Origin of the sequence: Pantoea sp. NSTU24 (assembly GCF_050157905.1) — a bacterium.
Lineage (GTDB): Bacteria > Pseudomonadota > Gammaproteobacteria > Enterobacterales > Enterobacteriaceae > Pantoea.
Genome location: NZ_JBKIWZ010000001.1, coordinates 518,934 through 544,296, shown reverse-complemented (window position 1 = coordinate 544,296; position 25,363 = coordinate 518,934). Strand labels below are relative to the sequence as shown.

General features: G+C 56.1%; 25 protein-coding genes. 23 read left to right on the top strand and 2 right to left on the bottom strand.

The features are described 5' to 3' along the window. Positions 1–101: 101 nt before the first annotated feature. Positions 102–1,274 (bottom strand): 3-demethoxyubiquinol 3-hydroxylase, encoded by a 1,173-nt coding sequence (ubiF, locus tag ACLHDD_RS02715; protein ID WP_427102838.1) that lies wholly within the window; start codon positions 1,272–1,274, stop codon positions 102–104. A 172-nt stretch (positions 1,275–1,446) separates the two neighbouring features. On the opposite strand from ubiF, the gene miaB reads away from it, so the two are divergent. The 10 genes from miaB to ACLHDD_RS02665 all read left to right on the top strand — a co-directional run bounded on the left by miaB (position 1,447) and on the right by ACLHDD_RS02665 (position 11,087). Then, on the top strand, positions 1,447–2,871 hold the full coding sequence (gene miaB, locus ACLHDD_RS02710) for a tRNA (N6-isopentenyl adenosine(37)-C2)-methylthiotransferase MiaB (RefSeq protein ID WP_427102837.1): 1,425 nt from the start codon (positions 1,447–1,449) through the stop codon (positions 2,869–2,871). A gap of 209 nt (positions 2,872–3,080) precedes the next feature. Then, positions 3,081–4,142: a PhoH family protein gene (locus tag ACLHDD_RS02705; RefSeq protein WP_427102836.1), complete on the top strand. Its 1,062-nt coding sequence runs from the start codon at positions 3,081–3,083 to the stop codon at positions 4,140–4,142. Beyond that, complete coding sequence (gene ybeY / locus ACLHDD_RS02700; RefSeq protein WP_427102835.1) at positions 4,139–4,612, top strand: rRNA maturation RNase YbeY; 474 nt, start codon at positions 4,139–4,141, stop codon at positions 4,610–4,612. The genes ACLHDD_RS02705 and ybeY overlap by 4 nt, the downstream gene beginning before the upstream one ends. An 82-nt stretch (positions 4,613–4,694) precedes the next feature. Beyond that, positions 4,695–5,576 (top strand): CNNM family magnesium/cobalt transport protein CorC, encoded by an 882-nt coding sequence (gene corC, locus ACLHDD_RS02695; protein WP_427102834.1) that lies wholly within the window; start codon positions 4,695–4,697, stop codon positions 5,574–5,576. A gap of 4 nt (positions 5,577–5,580) precedes the next feature. After that, positions 5,581–7,104, top strand: a complete 1,524-nt coding sequence (lnt, locus tag ACLHDD_RS02690) for an apolipoprotein N-acyltransferase (protein WP_427102833.1) — start codon at positions 5,581–5,583, stop codon at positions 7,102–7,104. Positions 7,105–7,465: 361 nt separating this feature from the next. After that, positions 7,466–7,693 carry a hypothetical protein gene (locus ACLHDD_RS02685; protein ID WP_427102832.1) on the top strand — a complete coding sequence of 76 codons (228 nt, stop codon included), beginning with the start codon at positions 7,466–7,468 and terminating at the stop codon, positions 7,691–7,693. Positions 7,694–7,775: 82 nt separating this feature from the next. Next, complete coding sequence (locus ACLHDD_RS02680; protein WP_427102831.1) at positions 7,776–8,672, top strand: amino acid ABC transporter substrate-binding protein; 897 nt, start codon at positions 7,776–7,778, stop codon at positions 8,670–8,672. 271 nt (positions 8,673–8,943) lie between these two features. Beyond that, complete coding sequence (locus ACLHDD_RS02675; protein WP_427102830.1) at positions 8,944–9,684, top strand: amino acid ABC transporter permease; 741 nt, start codon at positions 8,944–8,946, stop codon at positions 9,682–9,684. Further along, complete coding sequence (gene gltK, locus ACLHDD_RS02670; RefSeq protein ID WP_313654589.1) at positions 9,684–10,361, top strand: glutamate/aspartate ABC transporter permease GltK; 678 nt, start codon at positions 9,684–9,686, stop codon at positions 10,359–10,361. The genes ACLHDD_RS02675 and gltK overlap by 1 nt, the downstream gene beginning before the upstream one ends. Next, a complete protein-coding gene (locus tag ACLHDD_RS02665) occupies positions 10,362–11,087 on the top strand; it encodes an amino acid ABC transporter ATP-binding protein (protein WP_427102829.1) in 726 nt (241 codons plus the stop codon). A 59-nt stretch (positions 11,088–11,146) separates the two neighbouring features. On the opposite strand, the gene ACLHDD_RS02660 is transcribed toward ACLHDD_RS02665, so the two are convergent. Continuing rightward, entirely contained in the window at positions 11,147–11,629 is a 483-nt protein-coding gene (locus tag ACLHDD_RS02660) for a zinc ribbon-containing protein (protein ID WP_427102828.1), read from the bottom strand. 222 nt (positions 11,630–11,851) lie between these two features. Here ACLHDD_RS02660 and leuS point away from each other — a divergent pair, with 222 nt between their 5' ends. The 13 genes from leuS (at position 11,852) to lipA (ending at position 25,344) form a co-directional block, all read left to right on the top strand. Beyond that, positions 11,852–14,434 carry a leucine--tRNA ligase gene (gene leuS, locus ACLHDD_RS02655; RefSeq protein WP_427102827.1) on the top strand — a complete coding sequence of 861 codons (2,583 nt, stop codon included), beginning with the start codon at positions 11,852–11,854 and terminating at the stop codon, positions 14,432–14,434. 14 nt (positions 14,435–14,448) lie between these two features. Then, positions 14,449–15,048: an LPS assembly lipoprotein LptE gene (gene lptE / locus ACLHDD_RS02650; protein WP_427102826.1), complete on the top strand. Its 600-nt coding sequence runs from the start codon at positions 14,449–14,451 to the stop codon at positions 15,046–15,048. Beyond that, a complete protein-coding gene (gene holA, locus ACLHDD_RS02645) occupies positions 15,045–16,076 on the top strand; it encodes a DNA polymerase III subunit delta (RefSeq protein WP_427102825.1) in 1,032 nt (343 codons plus the stop codon). The genes lptE and holA overlap by 4 nt, the downstream gene beginning before the upstream one ends. Then, positions 16,069–16,713 carry a nicotinate-nucleotide adenylyltransferase gene (gene nadD, locus ACLHDD_RS02640; RefSeq protein ID WP_427102824.1) on the top strand — a complete coding sequence of 215 codons (645 nt, stop codon included), beginning with the start codon at positions 16,069–16,071 and terminating at the stop codon, positions 16,711–16,713. Before holA ends, nadD begins: the two co-directional genes overlap by 8 nt. 92 nt (positions 16,714–16,805) lie before the next feature. Continuing rightward, the gene (gene rsfS / locus ACLHDD_RS02635) at positions 16,806–17,123 is read left to right on the top strand and encodes a ribosome silencing factor (RefSeq protein WP_111139027.1); all 318 of its coding nucleotides are present in this window, start codon (positions 16,806–16,808) and stop codon (positions 17,121–17,123) included. A gap of 3 nt (positions 17,124–17,126) precedes the next feature. Next, entirely contained in the window at positions 17,127–17,597 is a 471-nt protein-coding gene (rlmH, locus tag ACLHDD_RS02630) for a 23S rRNA (pseudouridine(1915)-N(3))-methyltransferase RlmH (protein ID WP_427102823.1), read from the top strand. Between the two features lie 34 nt (positions 17,598–17,631). Next, positions 17,632–19,536, top strand: coding sequence for a peptidoglycan DD-transpeptidase MrdA (gene mrdA / locus ACLHDD_RS02625; protein WP_427102822.1), 1,905 nt, complete (start codon positions 17,632–17,634; stop codon positions 19,534–19,536). 8 nt (positions 19,537–19,544) lie between these two features. Then, on the top strand, positions 19,545–20,657 hold the full coding sequence (gene mrdB / locus ACLHDD_RS02620) for a peptidoglycan glycosyltransferase MrdB (RefSeq protein WP_033736585.1): 1,113 nt from the start codon (positions 19,545–19,547) through the stop codon (positions 20,655–20,657). Between the two features lie 10 nt (positions 20,658–20,667). Further along, positions 20,668–21,762 carry an endolytic peptidoglycan transglycosylase RlpA gene (gene rlpA, locus ACLHDD_RS02615; RefSeq protein WP_427102821.1) on the top strand — a complete coding sequence of 365 codons (1,095 nt, stop codon included), beginning with the start codon at positions 20,668–20,670 and terminating at the stop codon, positions 21,760–21,762. Positions 21,763–21,893: 131 nt separating this feature from the next. Further along, positions 21,894–23,105 carry a D-alanyl-D-alanine carboxypeptidase DacA gene (dacA, locus tag ACLHDD_RS02610; RefSeq protein WP_427102820.1) on the top strand — a complete coding sequence of 404 codons (1,212 nt, stop codon included), beginning with the start codon at positions 21,894–21,896 and terminating at the stop codon, positions 23,103–23,105. A 101-nt stretch (positions 23,106–23,206) separates the two neighbouring features. Continuing rightward, the gene (gene ybeD / locus ACLHDD_RS02605) at positions 23,207–23,470 is read left to right on the top strand and encodes a DUF493 family protein YbeD (protein WP_427102819.1); all 264 of its coding nucleotides are present in this window, start codon (positions 23,207–23,209) and stop codon (positions 23,468–23,470) included. A 79-nt stretch (positions 23,471–23,549) separates the two neighbouring features. Continuing rightward, positions 23,550–24,209, top strand: a complete 660-nt coding sequence (lipB, locus tag ACLHDD_RS02600) for a lipoyl(octanoyl) transferase LipB (RefSeq protein ID WP_427102818.1) — start codon at positions 23,550–23,552, stop codon at positions 24,207–24,209. 169 nt (positions 24,210–24,378) lie between these two features. Further along, complete coding sequence (lipA, locus tag ACLHDD_RS02595; protein WP_427102817.1) at positions 24,379–25,344, top strand: lipoyl synthase; 966 nt, start codon at positions 24,379–24,381, stop codon at positions 25,342–25,344. The last annotated feature ends 19 nt before the right edge of the window (positions 25,345–25,363 follow it).

Genomic DNA, 25,363 nt, shown 5'->3' with positions numbered 1-25,363 from the left:
GCACAACATAGCCCGCTTTTGCGGGCTTTGTTGTTTTTGTCTCTTTGCTGACATATTTCTGACCCAGACCCGCCCTTCGGCGAGCCTGAGCCTGTATGTGACTAAAGTCCCAGTGCGTAACGCAACACCTGTCGCTTCAGCACGCCGGAATGTTCTGCCGCAATCAGCCCGAGGTTACGCGCAAACCGCAGCGGCGCAAGCTGATTACTGAAAGCAAAGTAAAACAGATCCATTCCTCCCTGCATCAGCATATTGTCTTTACGTCGCTGGCGGTGATAGCGCTGCAGCACCCGCTCGGCTGCCCAATCCTCCGCCCCACTGCGTGCGCTGACCAGCACATCAATCAGGGCATCAACGTCACGGTAGCCCAGATTCACGCCCTGTCCGGCCAGCGGGTTGATCGTATGGGCTGCATCCCCGACCAGCGCCAGGCCTGGCAGAACATACTGCGAAGCATGGCGCCGTACCAGTGGAAAGCCCCCCGCCGCATGCGCTTTGAAGCGCCCCAGCCGCGCCGGGAAGTGACTGGCAATCTCTTTTTCCAGCTGGGCCAGCGGTATCGCCTGCAGCTGACGGACTTTGGCAGGCGCGTCATACCAGACCAGCGAGGCCCGGTTGTCATACAGCGGTAAAAAGGCGCGCGGCCCCTGAGGCGTAAAGTGCTGCCAGGTGGCGTCGCCCGCCGGGTGTTCGCAGGTCACACTGATCAGCAAGCAGGACTGCGCGTAGCTCCAGCCATGAATACCGATGCCGGCCATCTGGCGCACCTGGGAGTTTGCTCCATCGGCGCCCACCACCAGCCGGGTATGCAGAACCACGTTATCGCTGAGGTTCAGCCGCCAGCCGCCATTTTCGGGCTGCAGGTTTTCCAGCGTAGTCGGGCAATAGCAGGTTACGCCCAGCGACTGCATTTCTTCCCATAGCGCCCGCTGGAGCACACTGTTCTCGACCATAAAGCCCAGCTCGGGCAATCCCAGCGAGGCTGCATCAAAACTCACCTGCGCCGTCTGCCACTCCCAGGTCTCCAGTTTGCGATAGGGCGCACTGCGCATCGCCTCAACCCGGGACCAGATGTTGAGTTGCTTCAGCAACGCCACCGAAGCCGTTCCAATCGCCGAAATCCGCAGATCGGGATCGCTATCCGGATCGAAAGGGGTGGGTTCGGCCCGTTCAACCACCGCCACGCGAAAATGTTGCTGTGTCAGCCCACAGGCCAGCGCGGCACCGACCATGCCACCACCAACAATCACCACATCAAACTGATTATCCTGCATTGCTAATGTCCCTCTCTTAAGCCCGACTGCCAGCGCAGCACGGGTCTGAATAAAGCAAAGTGTACCGGAAAACCCGATTGCTGGCAGAAAAGCCCTCGGGCTGGTCACCACAGCATCAAAGCATTACAATGTGCGCCCCGCACTTCACTGCACTGAATCAATGGCTAGCGCGATGACAAAAAAACTGCATATCAAAACCTGGGGATGTCAGATGAATGAATATGATTCATCCAAGATGTCTGATCTGCTGAACAGTACGCACGGCTATACGCTGACCGAGGTCCCTGAAGAGGCGGATATTCTGCTGCTCAACACGTGCTCTATTCGCGAGAAAGCGCAGGAAAAAGTGTTCCACCTGCTGGGACGCTGGCGAAAACTGAAAGAGCGTAACCCGGATGTGATTATCGGCGTGGGCGGCTGCGTTGCCTCACAGGAGGGCGACCATATTCGTCAGCGTGCGCCCTGCGTGGATATTGTATTTGGCCCGCAGACTCTCCACCGCCTGCCGGAAATGATCAACACCGTCCGTGGCAGCAAAAGTCCGGTGGTGGATATCAGCTTCCCGGAAATCGAAAAATTTGACCGTCTGCCGGAACCGCGGGCAGAAGGTCCGACCGCCTTTGTGTCAATCATGGAAGGCTGCAACAAATATTGTACGTTCTGCGTGGTGCCCTACACCCGTGGCGAAGAGGTGAGCCGTCCCAGCGACGACATTCTGCTGGAGATTGCACAGCTGGCGGCACAGGGTGTACGCGAAGTTAACCTGTTAGGCCAGAACGTCAACGCGTATCGCGGTGCCACCTTTGATGGTGAAATCTGTACCTTCGCTGAACTGCTGCGTCTGGTTGCCGCCATTGACGGTATCGACCGTATTCGTTTCACCACCAGCCACCCGATTGAGTTCACCGATGACATTATCGATGTTTATCGTGATACGCCGGAGCTGGTAAGCTTCCTGCATCTGCCGGTGCAAAGTGGTTCAGACCGCATTCTGACGCTGATGAAACGTGCACATACCGCGCTGGAGTACAAGGCGATTATCCGCAAGCTGCGCGCGGCGCGTCCGGATATTGAGATCAGCTCCGACTTCATCATTGGCTTCCCGGGTGAAACCCAGCAGGATTTTGAGCAGACCATGAAGCTCATCGGCGAGATTCATTTTGACGTCAGCTTCAGCTTTGTTTACTCGGCCCGTCCCGGCACGCCAGCCGCTGACCTGCCGGATGATGTCAGCGAAGAAGAGAAAAAGCAGCGTCTGTGGATCCTGCAGGAACGGATCAATCAGCAGGCGCAGGCGATCAGTCGCCGCATGCTCGGCACCGTGCAGCGTATTCTGGTGGAAGGCATCTCCCGCAAGAACGTCATGGAAGTCTCCGGTCGCACCGAAAACAACCGCGTAGTCAACTTCGAAGGCTCGCCAGAGATGATCGGTCGCTTCGTGGATGTAGAGATTGTCGATGTCTACACCAACTCGCTGCGCGGCAGACTGGTCAGAACCGAAGAAGAGATGGGACTGCGCATGGCACAGAGTCCTGCCTCGGTGATTGCCCGTACCCGCAAAGAAAACGACATCGGTGTTGCCCTCTTCCAGCCGTGATGTCGGCTTTACTGTGCGGCAGCGCGCATCGCGTTGCCGCCAGTTTCACTCTGCACCACTTGGTTTCCGGACGAATTGCCCAAATATCTCTCCTTAGGCTTGCGCCCCGGCGTTACGGCATAAATAATTTCGTTATGGTGCATCCGGTTAAGTTCTGCGATGCGTCAGACACATCCCCTAACTGGCCCTGAGGGACCCAAAGGATTCGTTTGAATATCGAAACTCGTGAAATCGCCCTTGAACCGGCTGATAACCGTCGTCTGATGAGCCTGTGTGGGCCGTTTGACGATAATGTGAAACAGCTTGAGCGTCGGCTGGGTATTGAGATCAATCGTCGCGACAACGTCTTTAAGCTGGTGGGACGTGTGCTCAGCGTCAATGCCGCAGCCGATATTCTGAAAACTCTGTATGTCGACACCGCCCCTGTGCGGGGTGAGATCCCGGATATCGAGCCTGATCAGATCCATCTGGCGATCAAAGAGAGTCGTGTGCTGGAGCAGACCGCCGAGAGCGTGCCGGAGTACGGTAAAGCGGTCAATATCAAGACCAAGCGCGGCGTGATCAAACCCCGTACGCCGAATCAGGCGCAGTACATCGCAAATGTGCTCGACCACGACATCACCTTCGGCGTTGGCCCGGCGGGGACCGGTAAAACCTATCTGGCCGTTGCAGCGGCCGTGGATGCGCTGGAACGCCAGGAGATCCGTCGTATTCTGCTGACCCGTCCTGCGGTAGAAGCGGGCGAAAAGCTCGGCTTCCTGCCGGGCGATCTGAGTCAGAAGGTCGACCCCTATCTGCGTCCACTCTACGATGCGCTGTTCGAAATGCTGGGCTTCGAGCGGGTCGAGAAGCTGATGGAGCGCAACGTTATTGAGGTTGCACCGCTGGCCTATATGCGTGGCCGCACGCTGAACGACGCGTTCATCATTCTCGATGAGAGCCAGAACACCACCATCGAACAGATGAAGATGTTCCTGACGCGTATTGGCTTTAATTCCAAAGCAGTTATTACTGGCGACGTCACCCAGATTGACCTGCCGCGTCACGTTAAATCGGGGCTGCGTCACGCCATTGAGGTGCTGGCAGACGTGGAAGAGATCAGCTTCAACTTCTTCCACAGTGAAGATGTGGTGCGTCACCCGGTGGTTGCCCGCATAGTCAACGCCTATGAAGCCTGGGAAGCGGCCGATCAGACCCGCCGTGACCATCAGGCCGAAGAACGTAAACGCGAAGCGCTGGCGGCACAGAGCGCCCCGCAGGAGAGCAAATGAGCGAGGTCATTCTCGACCTGCAGGTCGCCTGTGAAAACAGCGCTGGCCTGCCAGATGAAAGCCAGTTTCACCGCTGGCTGACCGCAGCTGTCACCCCTTTTCAGCCCGACAGTGAAGTGACCGTGCGTCTGGTCGATGAAGCGGAGAGTCATGAACTGAACCTGACTTACCGTGGCAAAGATAAACCGACCAACGTCCTCTCTTTCCCGTTTGAAGCACCGCCCGGGATAGAGCTGCCCCTGCTGGGCGATCTGATCATCTGCCGGCAGGTGGTTGAGCAGGAGGCTGCCGAGCAGGGTAAGGGCATCGAAGCCCACTGGGCGCACATGGTGGTCCACGGCACCCTGCACCTGCTGGGTTACGACCATATCGACGACGACGAAGCCGACGAGATGGAAGGCCTGGAGACCGAGATAATGCTTGCTCTCGGTTATCCTGATCCGTACATTTCGGAGAAAGACGACACCTGAGTGCTGAACCCAGGCTATCCGGCTGTCGGTCCCGGTGACTGACAGCCCCCTTTCCTCACCAGAGAGATCTTTAAAAACCGCCATGAGCGACGACCATTCTCAAAACAGCGATGCACCCAGTAGTAAAAAGGGATTTTTTTCCCTGTTAATCAACCAGCTTTTTCACGGTGAACCCAAAAACCGTGATGAGCTACTGGAGCTGATCCGCGACTCAAATCATAAAGAGCTGATTGACCAGGACACCCGCGACATGCTCGAAGGGGTACTGGATATTGCGGAGCAGCGTGTGCGTGACATCATGATCCCGCGCTCGCAGATGATTACCCTGAAACGCAATCAGAATCTCGAAGAGTGCCTGGATGTCATTATCGACTCCGCCCACTCCCGCTTCCCGGTGATCAGCGAAGATAAAGATCATGTGGAAGGCATTCTGATGGCGAAAGATCTGCTGCCGTTTATGAGCAGCGAGTCTGAACCTTTCAGCATCGAAAAAGTCCTGCGTCCTGCCGTCGTGGTGCCGGAAAGTAAGCGTGTTGATCGGATGCTGAAAGAGTTTCGTTCACAGCGTTACCACATGGCGATCGTAATCGATGAGTTTGGCGGTGTCTCCGGTCTGGTAACGATTGAAGATATTCTGGAGCTGATTGTTGGCGAGATCGAAGATGAGTATGACGATGAAGAAGATCGCGATATCCGCCAGCTCAACCGCCATACCTTCACAGTGCGCGCCCTGACCGCCATTGAAGATTTCAATGAGGTGTTCGGCACGCAGTTCAGTGATGATGAGGTCGACACCATTGGTGGTCTGGTTATGCAGGGCTTCGGCCATCTGCCCGCTCGCGGTGAAAACATCGAGATTGCGGGTTACCAGTTCAAGGTGGCGATGGCGGACAGCCGCCGTATCATCCAGGTGCACGTGACTATTCCGGAAAATTCGCCACAACCTCAACTGGAAGACGAATAAGTCTATGGCTCTAGCCTCACTTTACCCGCGCCAGCGGGTTCGCCTGCTGCTGGCTTTATTAACGGGTGCCGCAGGCACCCTTGCCTTCTCTCCCTATGATTTCTGGCCCGCCGCCCTGCTTTCGCTGTGCGGGTTGCAGCTGCTGACCCTGAACCGATCCAGCCCGCAGGCCACCGCCATTGGCTTTTTCTGGGGCGTGGGATTGTTCGGCACCGGCATCAACTGGGTCTATGTCAGTGTTGCCACCTTTGGCGGCATGCCCGGGCCGGTCAACGTCTTTATCGTGGCGCTGCTGGCAGCCTATCTGGCCCTCTACCCGGCGCTGTTTGCTGGCATCCTGAACCGCCTGTGGCCGCGCACGACGCTGTGGCGTCTGGCGCTGGCAGCACCGGCCCTGTGGCAAATCACCGAGTTCCTGCGCGGCTGGGTGCTGACCGGCTTTCCGTGGCTGCAGTTTGGTTACAGTCAGATCGATGGTCCGTTAAAAGGCCTCGCGCCGCTGGCCGGTGTTGAAACCCTGACGTTTCTGCTGATGGTGATCGCGGGCCTGCTGGCGTACTCCCTGCAGCAGCGCAACCTCAGAAGTCTGGTCGCCGCGCTGCTGCTGCTGGCGCTGCCGTGGCCGTTACGCTACATCCAGTGGGTTAAGCCGATACCCGGGCGTGCCGTCGAGGTGGCACTGGTGCAGGGCAACATCCCGCAATCGATGAAGTGGGATCCGCAGCAACTGCTTAATACTCTGCGGATTTATACGGGTCTGAGCCAGCCACTGATTGGCAAAGCGCCAATGATCATCTGGCCAGAATCGGCGATTACCGATCTGGAAAGCAATCAGCAGCCGTTTCTGCGTTCGCTGGATGACGAACTGCGCGCGGGCGGCAGTTCGCTGGTCACGGGTATTGTCGATTCCCGGCTGGAGCAGAACCGTTATCATGATTACAACACCGTTATCGTGCTGGGCGGTAAGACGCCTTATAACTACTTCAGCGACAACCGTTACCAGAAGAACCATCTGGTGCCGTTTGGCGAATTTGTGCCGCTGAGCGATCTGCTGCGTCCGCTGGCCCCGTTCTTTGATTTGCCGATGTCGGCCTTCAGCCGGGGTAACTACCTTCAGCCACAGCTTCGCGTCGCAGGCTATAACCTGACCAGCGCCATCTGTTATGAGATCGTACTGGGTGAACAGGTCCGGGCTAACTTCCGGCCTGACACCAGCTTCCTGCTGACCGTCTCAAACGATGCCTGGTTTGGCCATTCGATCGGTCCCTGGCAGCACTACCAGATGGCGAGAATGCGGGCGCTGGAACTGGGTCGCCCGCTGTTGCGCAGCACCAACAACGGCGTAACGGCGGTTGCGAACGCACAGGGCGATACCGAGGCGATGCTGCCCCAGTTCACCCGTGGTGTGCTGACCCACAAGGTCACGCCAACCGAGGGCGTAACCCCTTATTCGCGCGCAGGCCTCTGGCCGGTATGGTCACTGACGCTGCTGGCGGCGCTGGTTGCCCTGCTGCGCAGGCGTCGCTAACGGGTCAGATTCGAAGCCGGCTGTACGATGCAGCCGGCTAAGCCCGTTTCCTCAGCGTTGAAGAAGGCAAAAACGGCTATTGCTGGCCTGCTCGTCCCGCATGATAACGCGCCTTGCCCCAGAGGTGCGCCCGCTATCGGGCCAGTGCAGTGCATCGTTCAAAGAGCTCTCTGCGTTTTTGTTCATAGCGCGGAACGCCTTCCCCCTCCCCCCTGCGCGTTTACCCGCGGCGCTGCAGCCAGATTCAACCCGTACCGGCCTTACCTGTTTGTGAGGCACCGCTTTTTTACTTCCCGATATATCCTGCTTTTCCAGCCGCAGACTCTGCTGTCTTTTCCGGTCTGCACCGCTTTCTGGCACGATGATTGCTAAATATTTCTCTGTTTTTCGCTATACGGCGGATGGCAGGCGCTCACGCCTGACCGGTTGCACCAATAAAGTTATATCTGCTGCACCTTTAGCGGGCAGTAAGAAAAAAATGCCTTTTTTTGGTGCGTATGACCTCGCAAAAAAGAAACTTTTTTGTTTCATTGCGTTAACAATCCGTTATGTTAATACCTCATCTGCGGCGATTAAAACCGCACTATGAGCAGAAGCGCAGCAAAACAGACACAACATCATAATCAGCGCAGGTTATAACCTGTGCCTTTTCCATACTAAGGAGTTGGAACATGCAACTACGCAAAGTGGCATTATCTCTTCTGCTGATCGGCGCAGCGGCGGGAGCGGCCCAGGCGGAAGATCTCAGCGGCACTCTGAAGAAGATCAATGACAATGGCGTCATTGTGGTCGGGCATCGCGAATCATCAGTTCCCTTCTCTTATTATGACAACCAGCAGAAAGTCGTCGGCTATTCGCAGGCTTACTCCAACGCGATCGTGGACGCCATCAAAGCGAAGCTGAATAAGCCTGACCTGCAGGTCAAAATGATCCCGATTACCTCGCAAAACCGTATTCCGCTGCTGCAAAACGGCACCTACGATTTCGAGTGCGGCTCAACCACCAATAACCTTGAGCGCCAGAAACAGGCCGCCTTCTCTGACACCATCTTTGTCATCGGCACCCGCCTGCTGGTGAAAAAAGGTGGCCCGATCAAAGATTTCGCCGACCTGAAGGGCAAAACCGTGGTCGTGACGTCCGGCACCACATCTGAAGTGTTGCTGCACAAACTGAACGATGAGCAGAAAATGGATATGCGCATTATCAGCGCAAAAGATCACGGTGACTCATTCCGTACGCTGGAAACCGGTCGTGCCGTGGCCTTTATGATGGATGATGCCCTGCTGGCCGGCGAACGCGCCAAAGCCAAAAAGCCGGACAACTGGGAGATTCTGGGTACGCCACAGTCGAAAGAAGCTTACGGCTGCATGTTGCGTAAAGACGATTCACAGTTCAAAACGCTGGTGGATGACACCATCGCTAAAGCGCAGACCTCCGGTCAGGCTGAAAAGTGGTTTGATACCTGGTTTAAGCAGCCGATTCCGCCTAAGAACCTGAACATGAACTTTGAACTGTCTGACGACATGAAAGCCCTGTTCAAGACGCCAAATGACAAGGCACTGAATTAACAAAAAAATACCCAGCGGATTTCAGACCGGCTTCAGGCAGGCGCATAAATCCCGACGCGTGACGCAGGTCAGCGCTGCGGATGAGTGAACCCGGCCAGACGCAGTCTGGAAGACAATGGGTATAACAAGGGTGGCCTGGCTGCCCTCTCGATTGCTGAAACCGCGGCATGGACAGACAGACTGATTCGGGTCGTTCCCCTGAATCAGGCAATAAAACGCCGTTCATCAATCTTCAGGGTAGCTTAGCTACCCTTTTTTTCCGGAGCTCGTTATGGGTATCGATTGGAACTGGGGCATTTTCCTCGAACAGGCCCCGTTCGGTAACACGACCTACCTTGGCTGGCTGTGGTCCGGTTTTCAGGTGACGATTGCGGTCTCCTGCTGCGCCTGGATTATTGCCTTCTGTGTAGGTTCATTTTTTGGCATTCTGCGCACGGTGCCGAATCGCCTGCTTTCCACCCTTGGCACCTGCTATGTGGAACTGTTTCGTAACATCCCGCTGATTGTCCAGTTCTTCTTCTGGTATCTGGTCGCGCCCGAACTGGTGGGCGAAAAGCTGGGCATGTGGTTTAAGTCTGAGCTGGACCCCAATATTCAGTTCTTCCTCTCCTCGATGATTTGTCTGGGTCTGTTTACCGCCGCCCGCGTCTGCGAGCAGGTGCGCGCAGCCATTCAGTCACTGCCTGCGGGTCAGAAGAATGCGGGTCTGGCGATGGGCTTAACCCTGCCACAGACCTATCGCTATGTGCTGCTGCCGAATGCCTATCGCGTGATTGTGCCGCCGATGACGTCGGAGATGCTCAACCTGGTAAAGAACTCCGCGATCGCTTCCACCATTGGTCTGGTCGATATGGCGGCGCAGGCGGGCAAACTGCTCGACTACTCTGCTCATGCTTATGAGTCCTTCACAGCCATAACCCTGGCCTATATCGCCATCAACCTGGTGATTATGTTCTTAATGAGTCTGGTCGAACGCAAAGTCCGGCTGCCTGGCAATGCGGGAGGCAAGTGATGTACGAATTTGACTGGAGTTCCATTGCACCCAGCATGCCCTATCTGCTCAACGGCCTGGTGATCACGTTTAAAATTACCCTGACTGCCGTGGTATTTGGCATCCTGTGGGGCACCCTGCTGGCGGTGATGCGTCTGTCGAGCATCAAGCCCGTCAGCTGGTTCGCCAAAATTTATGTCAACCTGTTCCGCTCGGTGCCGCTGGTGATGGTGCTGCTGTGGTTCTATCTGGTGGTGCCGAGCTTTCTGCAGCAGGTACTGGGCCTGTCGCCAAAAACCGATATCCGCCTGATTTCCGCGATGGTCGCTTTCTCGCTGTTTGAAGCCGCCTACTACTCGGAAATTATCCGTGCGGGCATCATCAGTATTTCGCGTGGACAGGGTAACGCGGCGCTGGCGCTGGGCATGACGCCATGGCAGTCGATGCGGCTGATCATTCTGCCGCAGGCGTTCCGCGCCATGGTTCCGCTGTTACTGACTCAGGGTATCGTGCTGTTCCAGGATACCTCACTGGTCTATGTCTTAAGCCTGGCCGACTTCTTCCGCACCGCGTCGACGATCGGTGAGCGCGACGGAACCCAGGTTGAAATGGTTCTGTTTGCCGGTCTGGTCTACTTCGTTATCAGCCTGAGTGCCTCGTTGCTGGTCAGCTATCTTAAAAGAAAAAGGACGGTTTAAATGATTAGCCTGAAAAACGTTTCTAAGTGGTATGGTCACTTTCAGGTGCTGACCGACTGCTCAACCGATGTCAAAACCGGTGAAGTGGTGGTGGTGTGCGGACCGTCTGGTTCCGGTAAGTCAACGCTGATTAAGACGGTGAACGGCCTTGAGCCGATCCAGCAGGGTGTGATTGCCGTTAACGGTATCGAAGTGAACAACAAAAAAACCAATCTGGCGCAGCTTCGCAGTCAGGTTGGGATGGTGTTCCAGCACTTCGAGCTGTTCCCGCATCTGAGCATTATCAATAATCTGGTGCTGGCACAGGTAAAAGTGCTGAAGCGCGATAAAGCGGCTGCGCGTGACAAAGGGCTGAAATTGCTGAAGCGCGTGGGCCTGGCAGCGCATGCAGAGAAGTTTCCAGGCCAACTTTCAGGCGGCCAGCAGCAGCGTGTGGCGATTGCACGTGCGCTCTGTATGGATCCCATTGCGATGCTGTTCGATGAGCCGACGTCTGCACTGGATCCGGAGATGATCAATGAAGTGCTGGATGTGATGGTTGAGCTGGCACAGGAAGGCATGACAATGATGGTGGTGACGCATGAGATGGGCTTCGCCCGCAAAGTGGCTAACCGCGTCATTTTCATGGATGAGGGGAAAATTATCGAAGACACCAACAAGGATGACTTCTTTAATAACCCACAGTCTGATCGCGCGAAAGATTTCCTCGCTAAAATCCTGCATTAATCATGTGTTACAGGCGGGTCACACAGCGTGACTCGCCTCCTTTCGTTCACACATTTCTGTCAGGGTTCAAACGGCTGACGCTGGAACTGGTCATGCCCGCACTCCGGACAGCGTGTCAGGGTTTCTGGCGTGTAGATAGCCCGGGTAAACTGGCATTTTTCGCAGACCAGATTGCCCAGCCCGACCACCTCGCCACTCTGATAAACGCCGTGGTGATGCAAATCCTGAAAAACCTCACGCCACTCCAGCTGACTTTTATCGGTGATATCTGCCAGCTCTTTCCAGACGCTCTCGCGGATGATACGCATAAAAAGCGAATCCGCCAGCGGCTCTTCGGCATGGGTATAACTGCGTGCAAACTCCCCCAGGTCACGGCGTACGGAATGCAGCGCCTGATCAATCTCCTCTTCCGTCAGCGTTTCGCGCGCCAGCAGCTGGCGTCGCCGTTCGGCAATCAGCTCATCAAGGTTACGATTGCCCTCACGAAGACGTTCGGTCAATACGGCCAACGACTCGCGATATTCCTGAGCCACGTTATTCATTTTATTCTCCTTTATGCGGACCCTCGCTGAAGTAAGTTTAGTCGCAATGTGGCGCTTGCCGTGTCGTCTGTACAGTGAATTACAAAAGAGTGAGAGCGCTGACGCTTTCCGCAGAAATCGTCTCAGCCAAAGTGGGAAGTGTTGTTGAGATGCGGCCTTATGGGTATGCTATGCGGATCTTAGAGCCAGAAAAATGTTATTCACAAAGGACCACAGGCAGCCATGCAAGAGCAATACCGCCCGGAAGAAATTGAATCCCGTGTGCAGCAGCACTGGGATGAAAACGAAACGTTTAAAGTGACTGAGCAGGAAGGGAAAGAGAAGTATTACTGCCTCTCCATGCTGCCCTATCCTTCTGGCCGCCTGCACATGGGTCACGTTCGTAACTACACCATCGGCGACGTAATCGCGCGTTACCAGCGCATGCTCGGCAAAAACGTACTTCAGCCTATTGGCTGGGATGCTTTCGGCCTGCCTGCAGAGGGCGCGGCGGTTAAAAACAACACTGCGCCGGCACCGTGGACTTATGACAACATCGCTTACATGAAAAACCAGCTCAAGTTGCTGGGTTTTGGCTATGACTGGAGCCGTGAACTGGCCACCTGTCAGCCAGAATATTACCGCTGGGAGCAGTGGTTCTTTGCACGATTGTATGAAAAAGGCCTGGTTTATAAAAAGACCTCTGCCGTGAACTGGTGCCCGAACGATCAGACGGTGCTGGCGAACGAACAGGTTATCGATGGCTGCTGCTGGCGCTGTGACAGCAAAGTTGAACGCAAAGAGATCCCGCAGTGGTTTATTAAAATCACCGATTATGCGGAAGAGCTGCTGAACGACCTGGATACGCTGGAAGAGTGGCCTGAACAGGTTAAAACCATGCAGCGTAACTGGATCGGCCGCTCTGAAGGCGTCGAGATCACCTTTGACGTGGCCAACAGTGAAGAGCAGGTCACCGTCTACACCACCCGTCCGGACACCTTTATCGGAGCGACCTATGTGGCCGTCGCTGCCGGTCACCCGCTGGCGACCCAGGCGTCGGTGAACAATCCTGCGCTGGCTGATTTCATCGCTGAATGCCGTAACACCAAAGTGGCCGAAGCGGATATGGCCACCATGGAGAAGAAAGGCATGGCGACCGGCATGGCGGTAACGCACCCGCTGACCGGCGAACAGCTCCCGGTCTGGGTGGCCAACTTTGTGCTGATGGAGTATGGCACCGGTGCCGTGATGGCCGTTCCGGCACATGACCAGCGCGACTGGGAATTTGCCACCAAATATGACCTGCCGATTAAGCCAGTTATCCTTAATCTCGATGGCTCCATTCCTGACGTCAGCACCGCGGCGATGACCGACAAAGGTGCCCTGTTCAACTCAGGTGAGTTCAACGGACTGGACCACGCGGCAGGTTTCAACGCTATCGCCGATTGTCTGGCCGCTAAAGGCGTGGGCGTGCGCAAAGTTAACTATCGCCTGCGCGACTGGGGCGTCTCCCGTCAGCGTTACTGGGGTGCGCCTATCCCGATGGTGACGCTGGAAGATGGCACCGTGATGCCAGCGCCGGACGATCAGCTGCCGGTGATCCTGCCGGAAGATGTGGTGATGGATGGCATTACCAGCCCGATTAAAGCCGATCCGGAGTGGGCGAAGACCACGGTCAACGGTCAGCCTGCCCTGCGTGAAACCGACACCTTCGACACCTTTATGGAGTCCTCCTGGTATTATGCGCGCTATACCTGCGCCAGCTACAAGGAGGGCATGCTGGATCCGGCTGCGGCCAACTACTGGCTGCCAGTCGATCAGTATGTCGGTGGAATCGAACACGCCATCATGCACCTGATGTACTTCCGCTTCTTCCACAAACTGCTGCGTGATGCAGGCCTGGTGAACTCTGACGAGCCAGCTAAGCGCCTGCTGTGTCAGGGCATGGTACTGGCTGATGCCTTCTACTACGCTGGCGCTAACGGCGAACGCAACTGGGTTTCACCGGTTGACGTGGAGGTTGAGCGTGACGAGAAAGGCCGTATTGTAAAAGCGACGGACAACCAGGGCCGCGAAGTGATTTACGCAGGCATGAGCAAAATGTCGAAGTCGAAAAACAACGGCATCGACCCGCAGCTGATGGTTGAGCGTTACGGCGCAGACACTGTGCGTCTGTTTATGATGTTTGCGTCACCGGCAGATATGACGCTGGAGTGGCAGGAGTCGGGGGTTGAAGGGGCTAACCGCTTCCTGAAACGTGTGTGGAAGCTGATTTACGAACACACCCAGCAGGGTGCGACCGTGGCGCTGGATATCAGCAGCCTGAACGACGAGCAGAAATCGCTGCGTCGCGATCTGCACAAAACCATCGCTAAAGTTGCGGATGACATTGGCCGTCGTCAGACCTTCAACACCGCGATTGCGGCGATTATGGAGCTGATGAACAAGCTGACCCGTGCCCCGCAGGAGAGCGAGCAGGATCGCGCCCTGATGCAGGAAGCGCTGCTGGCCGTCGTGCGTCTGCTCTATCCGTTTACCCCGCATGCCAGCTATGTGCTGTGGCAGACGCTGGGCGGTGAAGGCACCATCGACGACGCGAGCTGGCCGGTTGCGGATGAAGCCGCTATGGTTGAAGATTCACTGCTGGTCGTGGTGCAGGTTAACGGTAAAGTGCGCGGCAAGATTACCGTACCGGCCGATGCCACTCAGGAACAGGTTCAGGCACGCGCTGCGCAGGAGCATCTGGTGGCGAAGTATCTGGACGGCGTGACTATCCGTAAAGTCATTTATGTACCGGGCAAACTGCTTAACCTTGTCGTAGGTTAAGTTCAGGAGGAACTGTGCGACATCCGATTATCAGGCTGTTTGTCATGCTGGCGGTGGTGATCACCGCTGGCTGTGGTTTTCATCCGCGCGGCACCACGCAGGTGCCCAGCGAACTGAAAACGCTGATTGTTTCATCCGGCGATCCCTATGGCCCGCTGGCGCGCACGGTGCGTCAGCAGCTGCGTATCAACAATGTCACCATTGTTGAGGACAGTAAGCAGAATCGCATCGATATTCCGACGCTGCGTCTGGGCCCTGAAGCGCAGGGGCGTAACACGGCCTCGGTCTTTATCAGCGGCACCTCTGCTGAATATCAGATGGTTATGACGCTGACGGCGCAGGTTCTGCTGCCGGGTAAAGGCCTCTACCCTATCAGCACTACGGTCTATCGTTCATTCTTCGATAACCCGAATGCGGCACTGGCAAAAGATGCCGAGCAGGAGCTGATTACGCAGGAGATGCGTCAGCGCGCTGCTGAGCAGCTGGTGCGTAAGCTTCTGACCGTGCATGCTGCGCAGATGAACAGCAAAGCGACCTTACCGGCAACCGTGATTCCGGTGCCCGGTCAGCGCTCGCAGGAAGCGTCTTCGTCCTCAGCTACCAGCCTGCAATGATCAGGATTTATCCTGAGCAACTCAGCGCGCAGCTCCGTGAGGGGCTGCGCGCCTGTTATTTGTTAGCGGGCAATGAACCGCTGCTGTTGCAGGAAAGTTCAGATGCCATCCGCAGCGCCGCTACCGCGCAGGGATTCGAAGAGCATTTCAGCTTTACTCTGGACGCCCAGACCGACTGGGAGAGCCTGTTCGTCAGCTGCCAGTCGCTGAGTCTGTTTGCCCAGCGCCAGACCCTGACGCTGCAGTTTCCCGATAATGGCCCCAGCGCCGCGATGGCAGAGCAACTGGTTAAACTCGCTCAGTTGCTGCACGCCGATATCCTGCTTATCTGCCGGATGCCGAAACTCACCAAAGCGCAGGAGAACAGCGCCTGGTTTAAAGCGTTATCTGCCTCCGCTGTGCTGGTGCCCTGCCAGACACCGGAACAGGCGCAGCTACCTCGCTGGGTCGCTCATCGGGCTAAGGCGCAGAAACTCTCGGTCGATGACGCGGCTATTCAGCTGCTGTGTTACTGCTATGAAGGTAATCTGCTGGCCCTGGCCCAGGCGCTGGAGCGCCTCTCGCTGCAATGGCCCGATGGCAAACTGACCCTCCCCCGGGTTGAAGAGGCGGTCAGCGATGCGGCACACTTCACACCGTTTCACTGGGTTGATGCGTTGCTGGCCGGCAAAAGTCGTCGCGCGCTGCATATCCTGCATCAGCTGGAGAAAGAGGAAAGCGAAGTGGTCATTCTGCTGCGCACGCTGCAGCGCGATCTGCTGACGCTGCTGCATCTGCAACGGCATCGGCATGAGCAGCCGCTGCGAACGCTGATGGATCAGCAGCGTATCTGGCAGAACCGCCGCACACTGTTTACGGAAGCCCTGCAACGCCTGGATAGTGCGCGTCTGCAACGGGCTATCCACCTGCTGAGTCAGATTGAAATTACCCTGAAGCAGGATTACGGTCAGTCGGTGTGGCCGCAGCTCCAGACGCTGACGCTACTGCTCAGCAGCCGGGCTTTTCCGACGAGCTTTGCCCATGTCTGAGTTACACGCGCTGTTTGGCGGCACCTTCGATCCCATCCATTTTGGTCATCTGCGCCCGGTCGAGGCGCTGGCTCAGCAGACCGGCTTGCAGCATGTGACGCTACTGCCCAACAATGTGCCGCCGCATCGTCCGCAGCCGGAAGCGACAGCGGCTCAGCGAGTGGCAATGCTGCGCTGCGCTATCCGCGATTTACCCCTGTTTGACGTCGACACCCGTGAGCTGCAACGCGACACGCCCTCCTGGACGGTGACAACGTTGGAGAGCTGGCGCGCGGAGCGCGGTGCCCTGCAGCCATTAGCGTTTATCATCGGTCAGGATTCACTGCTGAGCCTGGCCAAATGGCATCGCTGGCAGGATCTGCTGTCGCTCTGCCATCTGCTCGTCTGCCAGCGTCCCGGCTACCCGACCCGGTTCGACACGCCTGAAATGCAGCACTGGCTCGAACGCCATGTCACCCAGGATATCCGGCAGCTGCATCAGCACCCTGCTGGTCACATCTGGCTGGCAGAGACGCCCCTCTATAACATTTCGGCGACCGAAATTCGCCGTCGCCGTCATCAGAACCAGCCCTGCGGCGATCTACTGCCAGCATCGGTTATCGATTATATCGACCGCGAAGGCTTATATCGCGACTGATCCAGGCATGCTATACTGCGCCGCTTAATTTTTTGGCTGCACTCTCCGGGCTTACAGCCGGCTCGTTACTACCAGATTTCAAGGGGAACCTTTTGCAAGGTAAAGCACTCCAAGAGTTCGTTATTGATAAGATTGATGATCTCAAAGGCCAGGACATTGTCACCATCGACGTTCAGGGCAAATCCAGCATCACCGACTTCATGATCATCTGCACCGGGACCTCAACGCGTCACGTGACCTCTATCGCAGAACACGTTGAACAGGAATCCCGTTTAGCGGGCCTGATGCCACTGGGCATCGAAGGCAAAAGCGCAGCAGACTGGGTCGTGGTTGATCTCGGTGATGTGATCGTGCATGTGATGCAGGAAGAGAGTCGCCAGCTGTATGAGCTGGAAAAACTCTGGAGCTAATCGGTGAAACTCCAACTTGTTGCCGTCGGCACTAAAATGCCTGACTGGGTGCAGACTGGTTTCATGGAGTATCTGCGCCGCTTCCCGAAAGATATGCCGCTTGAGCTGACCGAAGTGACCGCAGGTAAACGCGGCAAAAATGCCGACATCAGACGCATTCTGGAAAAAGAAGGCGATGCGATGTTAGCGGCGGTCGGCAAAGGCAATCGCATCGTGACGCTGGATATTCCCGGACAGCCGTGGGAAACCCCGCAGCTGGCGCAGCAGCTTGAACGCTGGAAACTGGACGGTCGCGATGTCAGTCTGCTGATTGGCGGGCCTGAAGGCCTGGCCCCTGCCTGTAAAGCAGCAGCAGAACAGAGCTGGTCACTGTCAGCATTGACGTTGCCCCATCCGCTGGTGCGCGTGCTGGTAGCGGAAAGTCTCTATCGCGCCTGGAGTGTCACGACAAATCATCCTTATCATCGTGAATGACCGATCAGCCCACTTCAGACATGACAAGTAGCGGATGAAATTACAAAGCAACGCCTTTCGCGATTACAGTGCCGAACAGAAACTCTTTGTCCGTCGGGCATTTATCGCCTTCGTCGGCATCTTACTGCTCTCATCAATCCTGGTTGTTAACCTCTACCATCTGCAGATCCTTCGCTTTGAGGATTACAGCACCCGTTCCAATCAGAACCGTATCAAACTGGTGCCAGTCGCCCCCAGTCGCGGCATTATTTTCGATCGTACCGGCACGCCGCTGGCGCTGAACCGCACCATTTATCGGGCCGAGCTGGTGCCGCAGAAAGTCGATAATCTGCAGGAGACGCTGGAAAAGCTGCGGCCGATTCTGGAGCTGACAGATGAAGACCTTGAGAATTTCCAGAAAGAGCGCAAGCGTGCGCCCCGCTTTACGTCAATTCCGATAAAGTCGGGACTGAATGAGGTTCAGGTGGCGCGCTTTGCGGTCAATCAGTACCGTTTTCCCGGCGTGGAAGTCAGAGGCTATCAACGTCGCTACTACCCTTACGGCGCGACGCTGACCCACGTGGTGGGCTACGTCTCCAAGATCAACGATCGCGATGTGGCCCGCCTCGACAAAGAGGGCAAGTTAGCCAACTATGCCGACACCCATGACATCGGCAAGCTCGGGATTGAAGCCTATTACGAGGATTTGCTGCACGGCAAAACTGGTTTTGAAGAGGTAGAGGTTAATAACCGTGGGCGCGTGATTCGTCAGCTGCATGAAGAGTCGCCGCAGGCCGGCCGCGACATCTATCTGACGATCGACCTGAAACTGCAGCAATATATCGAAACGCTGCTCGCTGGCAGTCGCGCGGCCGTGGTTGTCAGCGATCCGCGCACCGGTGAAATCCTCGCGATGGTTTCCACGCCCAGCTACGATGCTAATTTATTTGTTGATGGCATCTCCAGTAAGGATTACCGCGGCCTGCTGGAAGATGAAAATCGCCCGCTCTATAACCGCGCAATTCAGGCCGCCTATCCACCCGCCTCGACGGTAAAACCCTATGTCGCCGTCTCCGCCATGAGCGCAGGCGTCATTAACCGTAATACCAGTCTGTTCGATCCCGGCTGGTGGCAGTTGCCGGGGTCCGAAAAACGGTTCCGCGACTGGAAAAAATGGGGCCACGGCCGTCTGAACGTGACCAAGGCACTCGAAGAGTCTGCTGATACCTTCTTTTATCAGGTCGCCTATGACATGGGCATCGACCGTCTGTCGGAGTGGATGAATAAATTCGGTTACGGCAGCCGGACCGGCATCGATTTGCCACAGGAGAGCGCCGGTAACATGCCGACACGCGACTGGAAGATGAGACGTTTCAAAAAACCCTGGTACCAGGGTGACACCATTCCGGTGGGCATCGGCCAGGGTTACTGGACCGCCACACCGCTGCAGATGAACAAAGCGATGATGATCCTGATCAACGACGGCGTGGTCAAAGTGCCGCACATGCTGCGGGCGACCCGCGAAGGCCGCACCCTGGTGCCCTATCGCCAGCCGCCTGAAGCCCCAATCGGCGACATCCACTCCGGCTTCTGGGAAATCGCCAAAGATGGCATGTATGGCGTGGCAAACCGGCCCAACGGAACCGCGCATAAAAGTTTTGCGGACGCACCCTATAAAATCGCCGCTAAATCCGGTACGGCGCAGGTCTTTGGCCTGAAAGAGAACGAAACTTATAACGCGCACAGGATTGCTGAACGATTACGCGACCATAAACTGATGACCGCGTTTGCGCCTTTTGATAAACCTCGGGTCGCAGTGACCATTATCCTGGAAAACGGGGGCGCCGGTCCGGCCGTCGGCACCGTGATGCGCCAGATTCTGGATCACATCATGCTGGGTGATAACAATACAGTCCTGCCGGACGCCGCACCCGTGCCGCCCGGTTATGAAGGTGAATAAACATGTCGATGCAAGATAGTCCGCAGAAACGATCGATCTGGATGCGTATCCACATCGATCCGCTGTTTATGCTGATCATTCTCGGCCTGCTGACCTACAGCGCCGTGGTGATCTGGAGTGCCAGTGGCCAGGATCCTGGCATGATGGAGCGCAAGCTGGGTCAGATCGCGATGGGTCTGGTGATTATGATTGTGCTGGCGCAGGTGCCACCGCGCGTTTATGAAGGCTGGGCACCCTATCTTTATATTGTCTGCGTTATTCTGCTGGTGGCGGTCGATGCCTTTGGGCAGATCAGTAAAGGCGCACAGCGCTGGCTCGATCTCGGCTTTGTCCGTTTCCAGCCTTCGGAGATTGCCAAAATTGCCGTGCCGCTGATGGTGGCGCGCTTTATCAACCGTGATGTCTGTCCGCCGACCCTGAAAAACACCGGTATTGCCCTGGTGCTGATCTTTGTCCCTACCCTGCTGGTGGCGGCGCAACCCGATCTCGGCACGTCGATACTGATTGCTGCTTCAGGCCTTTTTGTCCTGTTTCTCTCCGGCATGAGCTGGAAACTGATTGGCGTGGCGGTTCTGCTTGTGGCGGCCTTTATTCCGATTCTGTGGTTCTTCCTGATGCACGATTATCAGCGTGACCGTGTGATGATGCTGCTCGATCCGGAAACGGACCCGCTGGGAGCCGGTTACCACATTATTCAGTCAAAAATTGCCATCGGCTCAGGGGGGCTGCGCGGCAAAGGCTGGCTGCAGGGCACCCAGTCTCAGCTGGAGTTCTTACCGGAACGTCACACCGACTTTATCTTTGCGGTTCTGGCCGAGGAGTTAGGGCTGGTGGGTGTCCTGCTACTGCTGACCCTTTATCTGCTGCTGATTATGCGCGGATTAGTGGTGGCTGCCCGGGCGCAGACCACCTTTGGCCGGGTCATGGCAGGCGGTTTGATGCTGATTTTATTCGTTTATGTTTTCGTTAACATTGGCATGGTTAGTGGTATCTTACCGGTGGTTGGCGTACCGCTGCCGCTGGTCAGTTATGGCGGCTCCGCGCTGATCGTGCTTATGGCAGGATTTGGCATTGTGATGTCGATCCACACTCACCGAAAAATGTTATCTAAAAGTGTCTAAGAGGTTGCAGATGCGTAAGGAATGGCTTGGCGTTGCACTGGCATCACTGGTTCTGGCGGCCTGTACCACGCCAGAACCCCAAAATACGGCACCGCCGCAACCGGCTTATAATGGACCGGTGGTGGAGATTCCAGGCGTTGAGCCACGCTATGAACCGGTTAATCCGGCGACCAGCCAGGATTACAGCGTTAACGGCAAAAATTATCGCATCATTAAAGATCCCTCGAACTATAGCGAAATCGGCATCGCGGCCTGGTATGGCGAAGAGGCGCAGGGCAACCGCACCGCCACCGGTGAAAGCTACGATCCCGATGCGCTGACTGCCGCTCACCCTACGCTGCCGCTGCCGAGCTATGTGCGGGTGACGAACATGGCAAATGGCCGTCAGATTGTGGTACGCGTAAACGATCGCGGGCCCTATACGCCTGGCCGCATTATCGACCTGTCGCGGGCGGCGGGTGACCGCCTGAACATTTCCAACAATTCCCGGGTCCGGGTCGACTATATTAAGGTCGCGCCTGACGGCACGCTCTCCGGCCCTGGCACCATTGGCACCGTGGTTGCTAAGCAGAGCTACGCGCTGCCGTCTCGTCCGGATCTGAGCGGGGGTAACGTGATGAACGGCGGCAGCGCGGCCAACGCTGAGCCGCCTGCCCAGAATGTCGATGCCATCAGCAACAGCACACTGCAGAGCAGCGACAACATGGGGGCGCCGGTTCAGAGCAGCGGCTTCCTTGGCGCGCCTCAGCCCTTAGCGAATGGCGTACTGGAAGGCAGCGAGCCCCCTGCGGCGTCCCCAGCCGCTGTGGCTGCCCCCGCGGCAGTTGCGGCCCCTGCGGCGGTGGCGGCCCCCGCTGCCAGCAGCGGTGAAGCTGCAGGCTATGTGGTACAGGTGGGTGCGCTGAACGATCCCGCACGTGCGCGTCAGATGATGAAAAGCCTGAGCCAGCGTTACGGTGTGCCAGGCAAAGTTGAAGCGGCTGGCAACAATGTCTATCGCGTTCAGCTTGGCGGCTATGCCTCCCGCGCGGAAGCGGCTGCGCTGCAACAGCGTCTGAGCAGTGAGGGGCAGACCGCCTCATTTATTACGAATACGCGTCGCTGAGTCGTTAATCAGACCGCTGCACGTTACATCTGCTAACGACCCAATCATCACGCCCGGTGTCAGATGATCTGGCATTGGGTATGATGAGTGACATTTTTAACCTTAAACTCACGGATGTTGTAGTCCTACACATGAACACGCTGAAATCATCTCGTTTGCTGAAACGCCTGACAGTGGGATCACTGATCGCCTTCTCTCTCAGCCATGCTGCTATTGCTGATGACGTCAATCTCAAGACCATGATTCCGGGCGTACCGGATATTGATGCCGAAGCGTATGTCCTTATCGACTACAACTCGGGCAAAGTGCTGGCTGAGAAAAACGCCGATGCACGCCGCGATCCTGCCAGTCTGACCAAAATGATGACCAGCTATGTCATTGGTCAGGCCGTAAAAGCGGGAAAAATTCATCAGGACGATATGGTCACCATAGGCCCGGATGCCTGGGCGACCGGCAACCCGGTGTTTAAAGGCTCTTCACTGATGTTCCTGAAGCCAGGCGACCGTGTGCCGGTTTCTCAGCTGACGCGTGGGATCGTGCTGCAGTCCGGTAACGATGCCTGTGTTGCCATGGCTGACTATGTCGCCGGCAGTCAGGATGCGTTCGTTAACCTGATGAACAATTACGTCAAAGCAATTGGCCTGCAGAATACGCACTTCGGCACCGTACATGGTCTGGATGCTGAAGGTCAGTACAGCTCCGCGCGCGACATGGCGCTGATTGGTCAGGCGCTAATCCGCGACGTGCCGGATGAGTACGCCATCTATAAAGAGAAAGAATTTACCTTTAACAACATCCGTCAGATGAACCGTAATGGTCTGCTGTGGGACACCAGCCTGAACGTGGATGGCATTAAGACCGGTCATACTAACTCTGCGGGGTTTAACCTGGTAGCATCTGCGACCGAAGGCCAGATGCGCCTGATTTCTGCCGTCATGGGCGGCCATACCTTTAAAGGCCGTGAAACCGAGAGTAAGAAACTGCTTACCTGGGGCTTCCGTTTCTTCGAAACCGTCGCGCCACTGAAAGCAGGCAAAGAGTTTGCCTCTGAGCCGGTCTGGTTTGGCGATAGCGACCGTGTACAGCTGGGTGTGGAAAAAGATGCATACCTGACCATTCCCCGTGGCCGGATGAAAGATCTGAAAGCCAGCTATGTGCTGACCAATACAGAACTGCATGCACCGCTGAAGAAAAACCAGGTTGTTGGCAGCATCAACTTCCAGCTGGATGGCAAGACTATCGAGCAGCGTCCGCTGGTGGTGCTGAACGAAGTTTCAGAAGGCGGTTTCTTTGGCCGTATCGTGGATTACATCAAACTGATGTTCCATCACTGGTTCGGTTAAGCGTGGCGGGTGATTGAAAAATCACCCCTTCGCCCCCATTACCAGCTATTATGATGCTCCCGCTCAGGCGGGAGCCTGTTTTTTTATGCACCGGAGTAAATATGAAAACCAAACTGAATGAACTGCTCGAATTTCCTACCCCTTTTACCTATAAAGTGATGGGTCTGGCGCAACCGGAGCTGGTTGATCAAGTGGTTGAAGTGGTGCAACGTCATGCGCCCGGCGACTACAGTCCTGAAGTCAAGCCGAGCAGCAAAGGCAACTATCACTCCGTCAACATTACTATCACGGCTACTCATATCGAACAGGTTGAACGCCTGTATGAAGACCTGGGCAAAATTGATATCGTGCGGATGGTTCTGTAAATGACGGGTCGGCAGGACGCCTCTTCCTGACGGTTTGCCGACATTCTTCTTAGCGTATTCCTTTTAACGGACGCCTGTTTTGTTATCTGAAACTCTTCTTGTCCGCCAGTCAGGTCTGTGCGACTGGCAATCTGCCTCCGACGCCATGCACCACTACACTGACCAGCGCGACGACCAGAGTCGTGATGAAATCTGGCTGGTCGAACATCCCCCGGTCTTTACCCAGGGTCAGGCAGGAAAAGCAGAGCATCTGCTGATGCCGGGCGACATTCCGGTGGTGCAGAGTGACCGCGGCGGACAGGTCACCTATCACGGCCCTGGCCAGCAGGTCATGTACGTATTGATCGACGTCAAACGCCGTAAGCTCGGTGTGCGCCAGCTGGTCACTATTCTGGAAGAGACGGTCATTGCTACGCTGGCGGATTTTGGCGTCAGCGCCCGGGCGCGGGCCGACGCACCCGGCGTCTATGTCGGTGAAGAGAAGATCTGCTCTCTGGGCTTGCGCATTCGCAAAGGCTGTTCGTTTCACGGACTGGCGCTGAATGTGGCGATGGATCTCTCGCCCTTCCTGCGCATTAATCCCTGCGGCTATGCCGGAATGAGCATGACCCAGCTGAAACATTTTCAGCCTGACGTGACCACAGCTCAGGTACAGACACCGCTGGTCAGCGCGTTTGCACGACTGGCAGGTTATGAAACTGTTGAATGGGTGGCTGGCGATCTGCCTGTTAAGGCTTAACGCAGCGTGCGGATTTACAAATATGTAACTTATCTGCGCTGAGGGTGGCTGCTTCGCAGACGATGAGATGATATAATTTTTGCACTTTTCTCAAATAAAGTTGAAAGCCTCCTTCCCGGTTTGAGTGGGAAAGCTTTCAAATCGCAATCCGACCGGAACCCGCTGATTTATGAGTAAACCAATTCAGATGGAACGCGGCGTCAAATATCGTGACGCAGACAAAATGGCGCTGATCCCGGTGAAAACCGTGGCTGTTGAACGGCAGGAGATGTTGCGTAAGCCGGAATGGATGAAAATCAAGCTGCCCGCTGACTCCAGTCGTATTCAGGGCATCAAAGCCGCAATGCGTAAAAACGGGCTGCACTCAGTTTGTGAAGAGGCATCCTGCCCTAACCTCGCAGAATGCTTCAACCATGGCACCGCAACGTTTATGATCCTTGGCGCAATCTGTACCCGCCGCTGCCCGTTCTGCGATGTAGCGCACGGTCGTCCTAACGCGCCGGATGCCAATGAACCTATTAAGCTGGCGCAGACCATCGCTGATATGGGCCTGCGTTACGTAGTGATTACCTCTGTTGACCGCGACGATCTGCGAGACGGGGGTGCACAGCACTTTGCCGACTGCATCAGCGCAATCCGCGAAAAGAACCCCACCATTAAAATCGAAACGCTGGTACCGGACTTCCGTGGCCGCATGGATCGTGCACTGGAAATCCTCACTGCCACCCCACCGGATGTGTTTAACCACAATCTGGAAAACGTTCCGCGCGTTTATCGTCAGGTGCGTCCAGGTGCAAACTATGAGTGGTCACTGAAGCTGCTCGAGCGTTTTAAAGAAGCGCATCCGGATGTTCCGACTAAATCGGGTCTGATGGTGGGTCTGGGCGAAACGAACGCCGAAATTATCGAGGTAATGCGAGATCTGCGTCGTCACGGCGTCACCATGCTGACGCTGGGACAGTATCTGCAGCCCAGCCGTCATCACCTGCCGGTTCAGCGCTATGTCAGCCCGGCAGAGTTCGATGAGATGAAAGAAGAGGCGATGGCAATGGGCTTTACCCATGCCGCATGCGGTCCGTTTGTCCGCTCCTCCTATCATGCAGACATGCAGGCGAAAGGCGAAGAAGTAAAATAATTCCGCCCTTCATGACGCC

What these genes read in the sequence shown, in the direction of transcription:
- rlpA (WP_427102821.1), top strand. Translation starts at nt 20,668, where the DNA reads ATGCGTAAGGAATGGCTTGGCGTTGCACTGGCATCACTGGTTCTGGCG.
- lnt (WP_427102833.1), top strand. Translation starts at nt 5,581, where the DNA reads ATGGCTCTAGCCTCACTTTACCCGCGCCAGCGGGTTCGCCTGCTGCTG.
- mrdA (WP_427102822.1), top strand. Translation starts at nt 17,632, where the DNA reads ATGAAATTACAAAGCAACGCCTTTCGCGATTACAGTGCCGAACAGAAA.
- ACLHDD_RS02675 (WP_427102830.1), top strand. Translation starts at nt 8,944, where the DNA reads ATGGGTATCGATTGGAACTGGGGCATTTTCCTCGAACAGGCCCCGTTC.
- corC (WP_427102834.1), top strand. Translation starts at nt 4,695, where the DNA reads ATGAGCGACGACCATTCTCAAAACAGCGATGCACCCAGTAGTAAAAAG.
- miaB (WP_427102837.1), top strand. Translation starts at nt 1,447, where the DNA reads ATGACAAAAAAACTGCATATCAAAACCTGGGGATGTCAGATGAATGAA.
- ACLHDD_RS02665 (WP_427102829.1), top strand. Translation starts at nt 10,362, where the DNA reads ATGATTAGCCTGAAAAACGTTTCTAAGTGGTATGGTCACTTTCAGGTG.
- ybeD (WP_427102819.1), top strand. Translation starts at nt 23,207, where the DNA reads ATGAAAACCAAACTGAATGAACTGCTCGAATTTCCTACCCCTTTTACC.
- dacA (WP_427102820.1), top strand. Translation starts at nt 21,894, where the DNA reads ATGAACACGCTGAAATCATCTCGTTTGCTGAAACGCCTGACAGTGGGA.
- ACLHDD_RS02660 (WP_427102828.1), bottom strand. Translation starts at nt 11,629, where the DNA reads ATGAATAACGTGGCTCAGGAATATCGCGAGTCGTTGGCCGTATTGACC.
- ACLHDD_RS02680 (WP_427102831.1), top strand. Translation starts at nt 7,776, where the DNA reads ATGCAACTACGCAAAGTGGCATTATCTCTTCTGCTGATCGGCGCAGCG.
- ybeY (WP_427102835.1), top strand. Translation starts at nt 4,139, where the DNA reads ATGAGCGAGGTCATTCTCGACCTGCAGGTCGCCTGTGAAAACAGCGCT.
- mrdB (WP_033736585.1), top strand. Translation starts at nt 19,545, where the DNA reads ATGCAAGATAGTCCGCAGAAACGATCGATCTGGATGCGTATCCACATC.
- lipA (WP_427102817.1), top strand. Translation starts at nt 24,379, where the DNA reads ATGAGTAAACCAATTCAGATGGAACGCGGCGTCAAATATCGTGACGCA.
- leuS (WP_427102827.1), top strand. Translation starts at nt 11,852, where the DNA reads ATGCAAGAGCAATACCGCCCGGAAGAAATTGAATCCCGTGTGCAGCAG.
- ACLHDD_RS02685 (WP_427102832.1), top strand. Translation starts at nt 7,466, where the DNA reads ATGATTGCTAAATATTTCTCTGTTTTTCGCTATACGGCGGATGGCAGG.
- ubiF (WP_427102838.1), bottom strand. Translation starts at nt 1,274, where the DNA reads ATGCAGGATAATCAGTTTGATGTGGTGATTGTTGGTGGTGGCATGGTC.
- nadD (WP_427102824.1), top strand. Translation starts at nt 16,069, where the DNA reads ATGTCTGAGTTACACGCGCTGTTTGGCGGCACCTTCGATCCCATCCAT.
- holA (WP_427102825.1), top strand. Translation starts at nt 15,045, where the DNA reads ATGATCAGGATTTATCCTGAGCAACTCAGCGCGCAGCTCCGTGAGGGG.
- gltK (WP_313654589.1), top strand. Translation starts at nt 9,684, where the DNA reads ATGTACGAATTTGACTGGAGTTCCATTGCACCCAGCATGCCCTATCTG.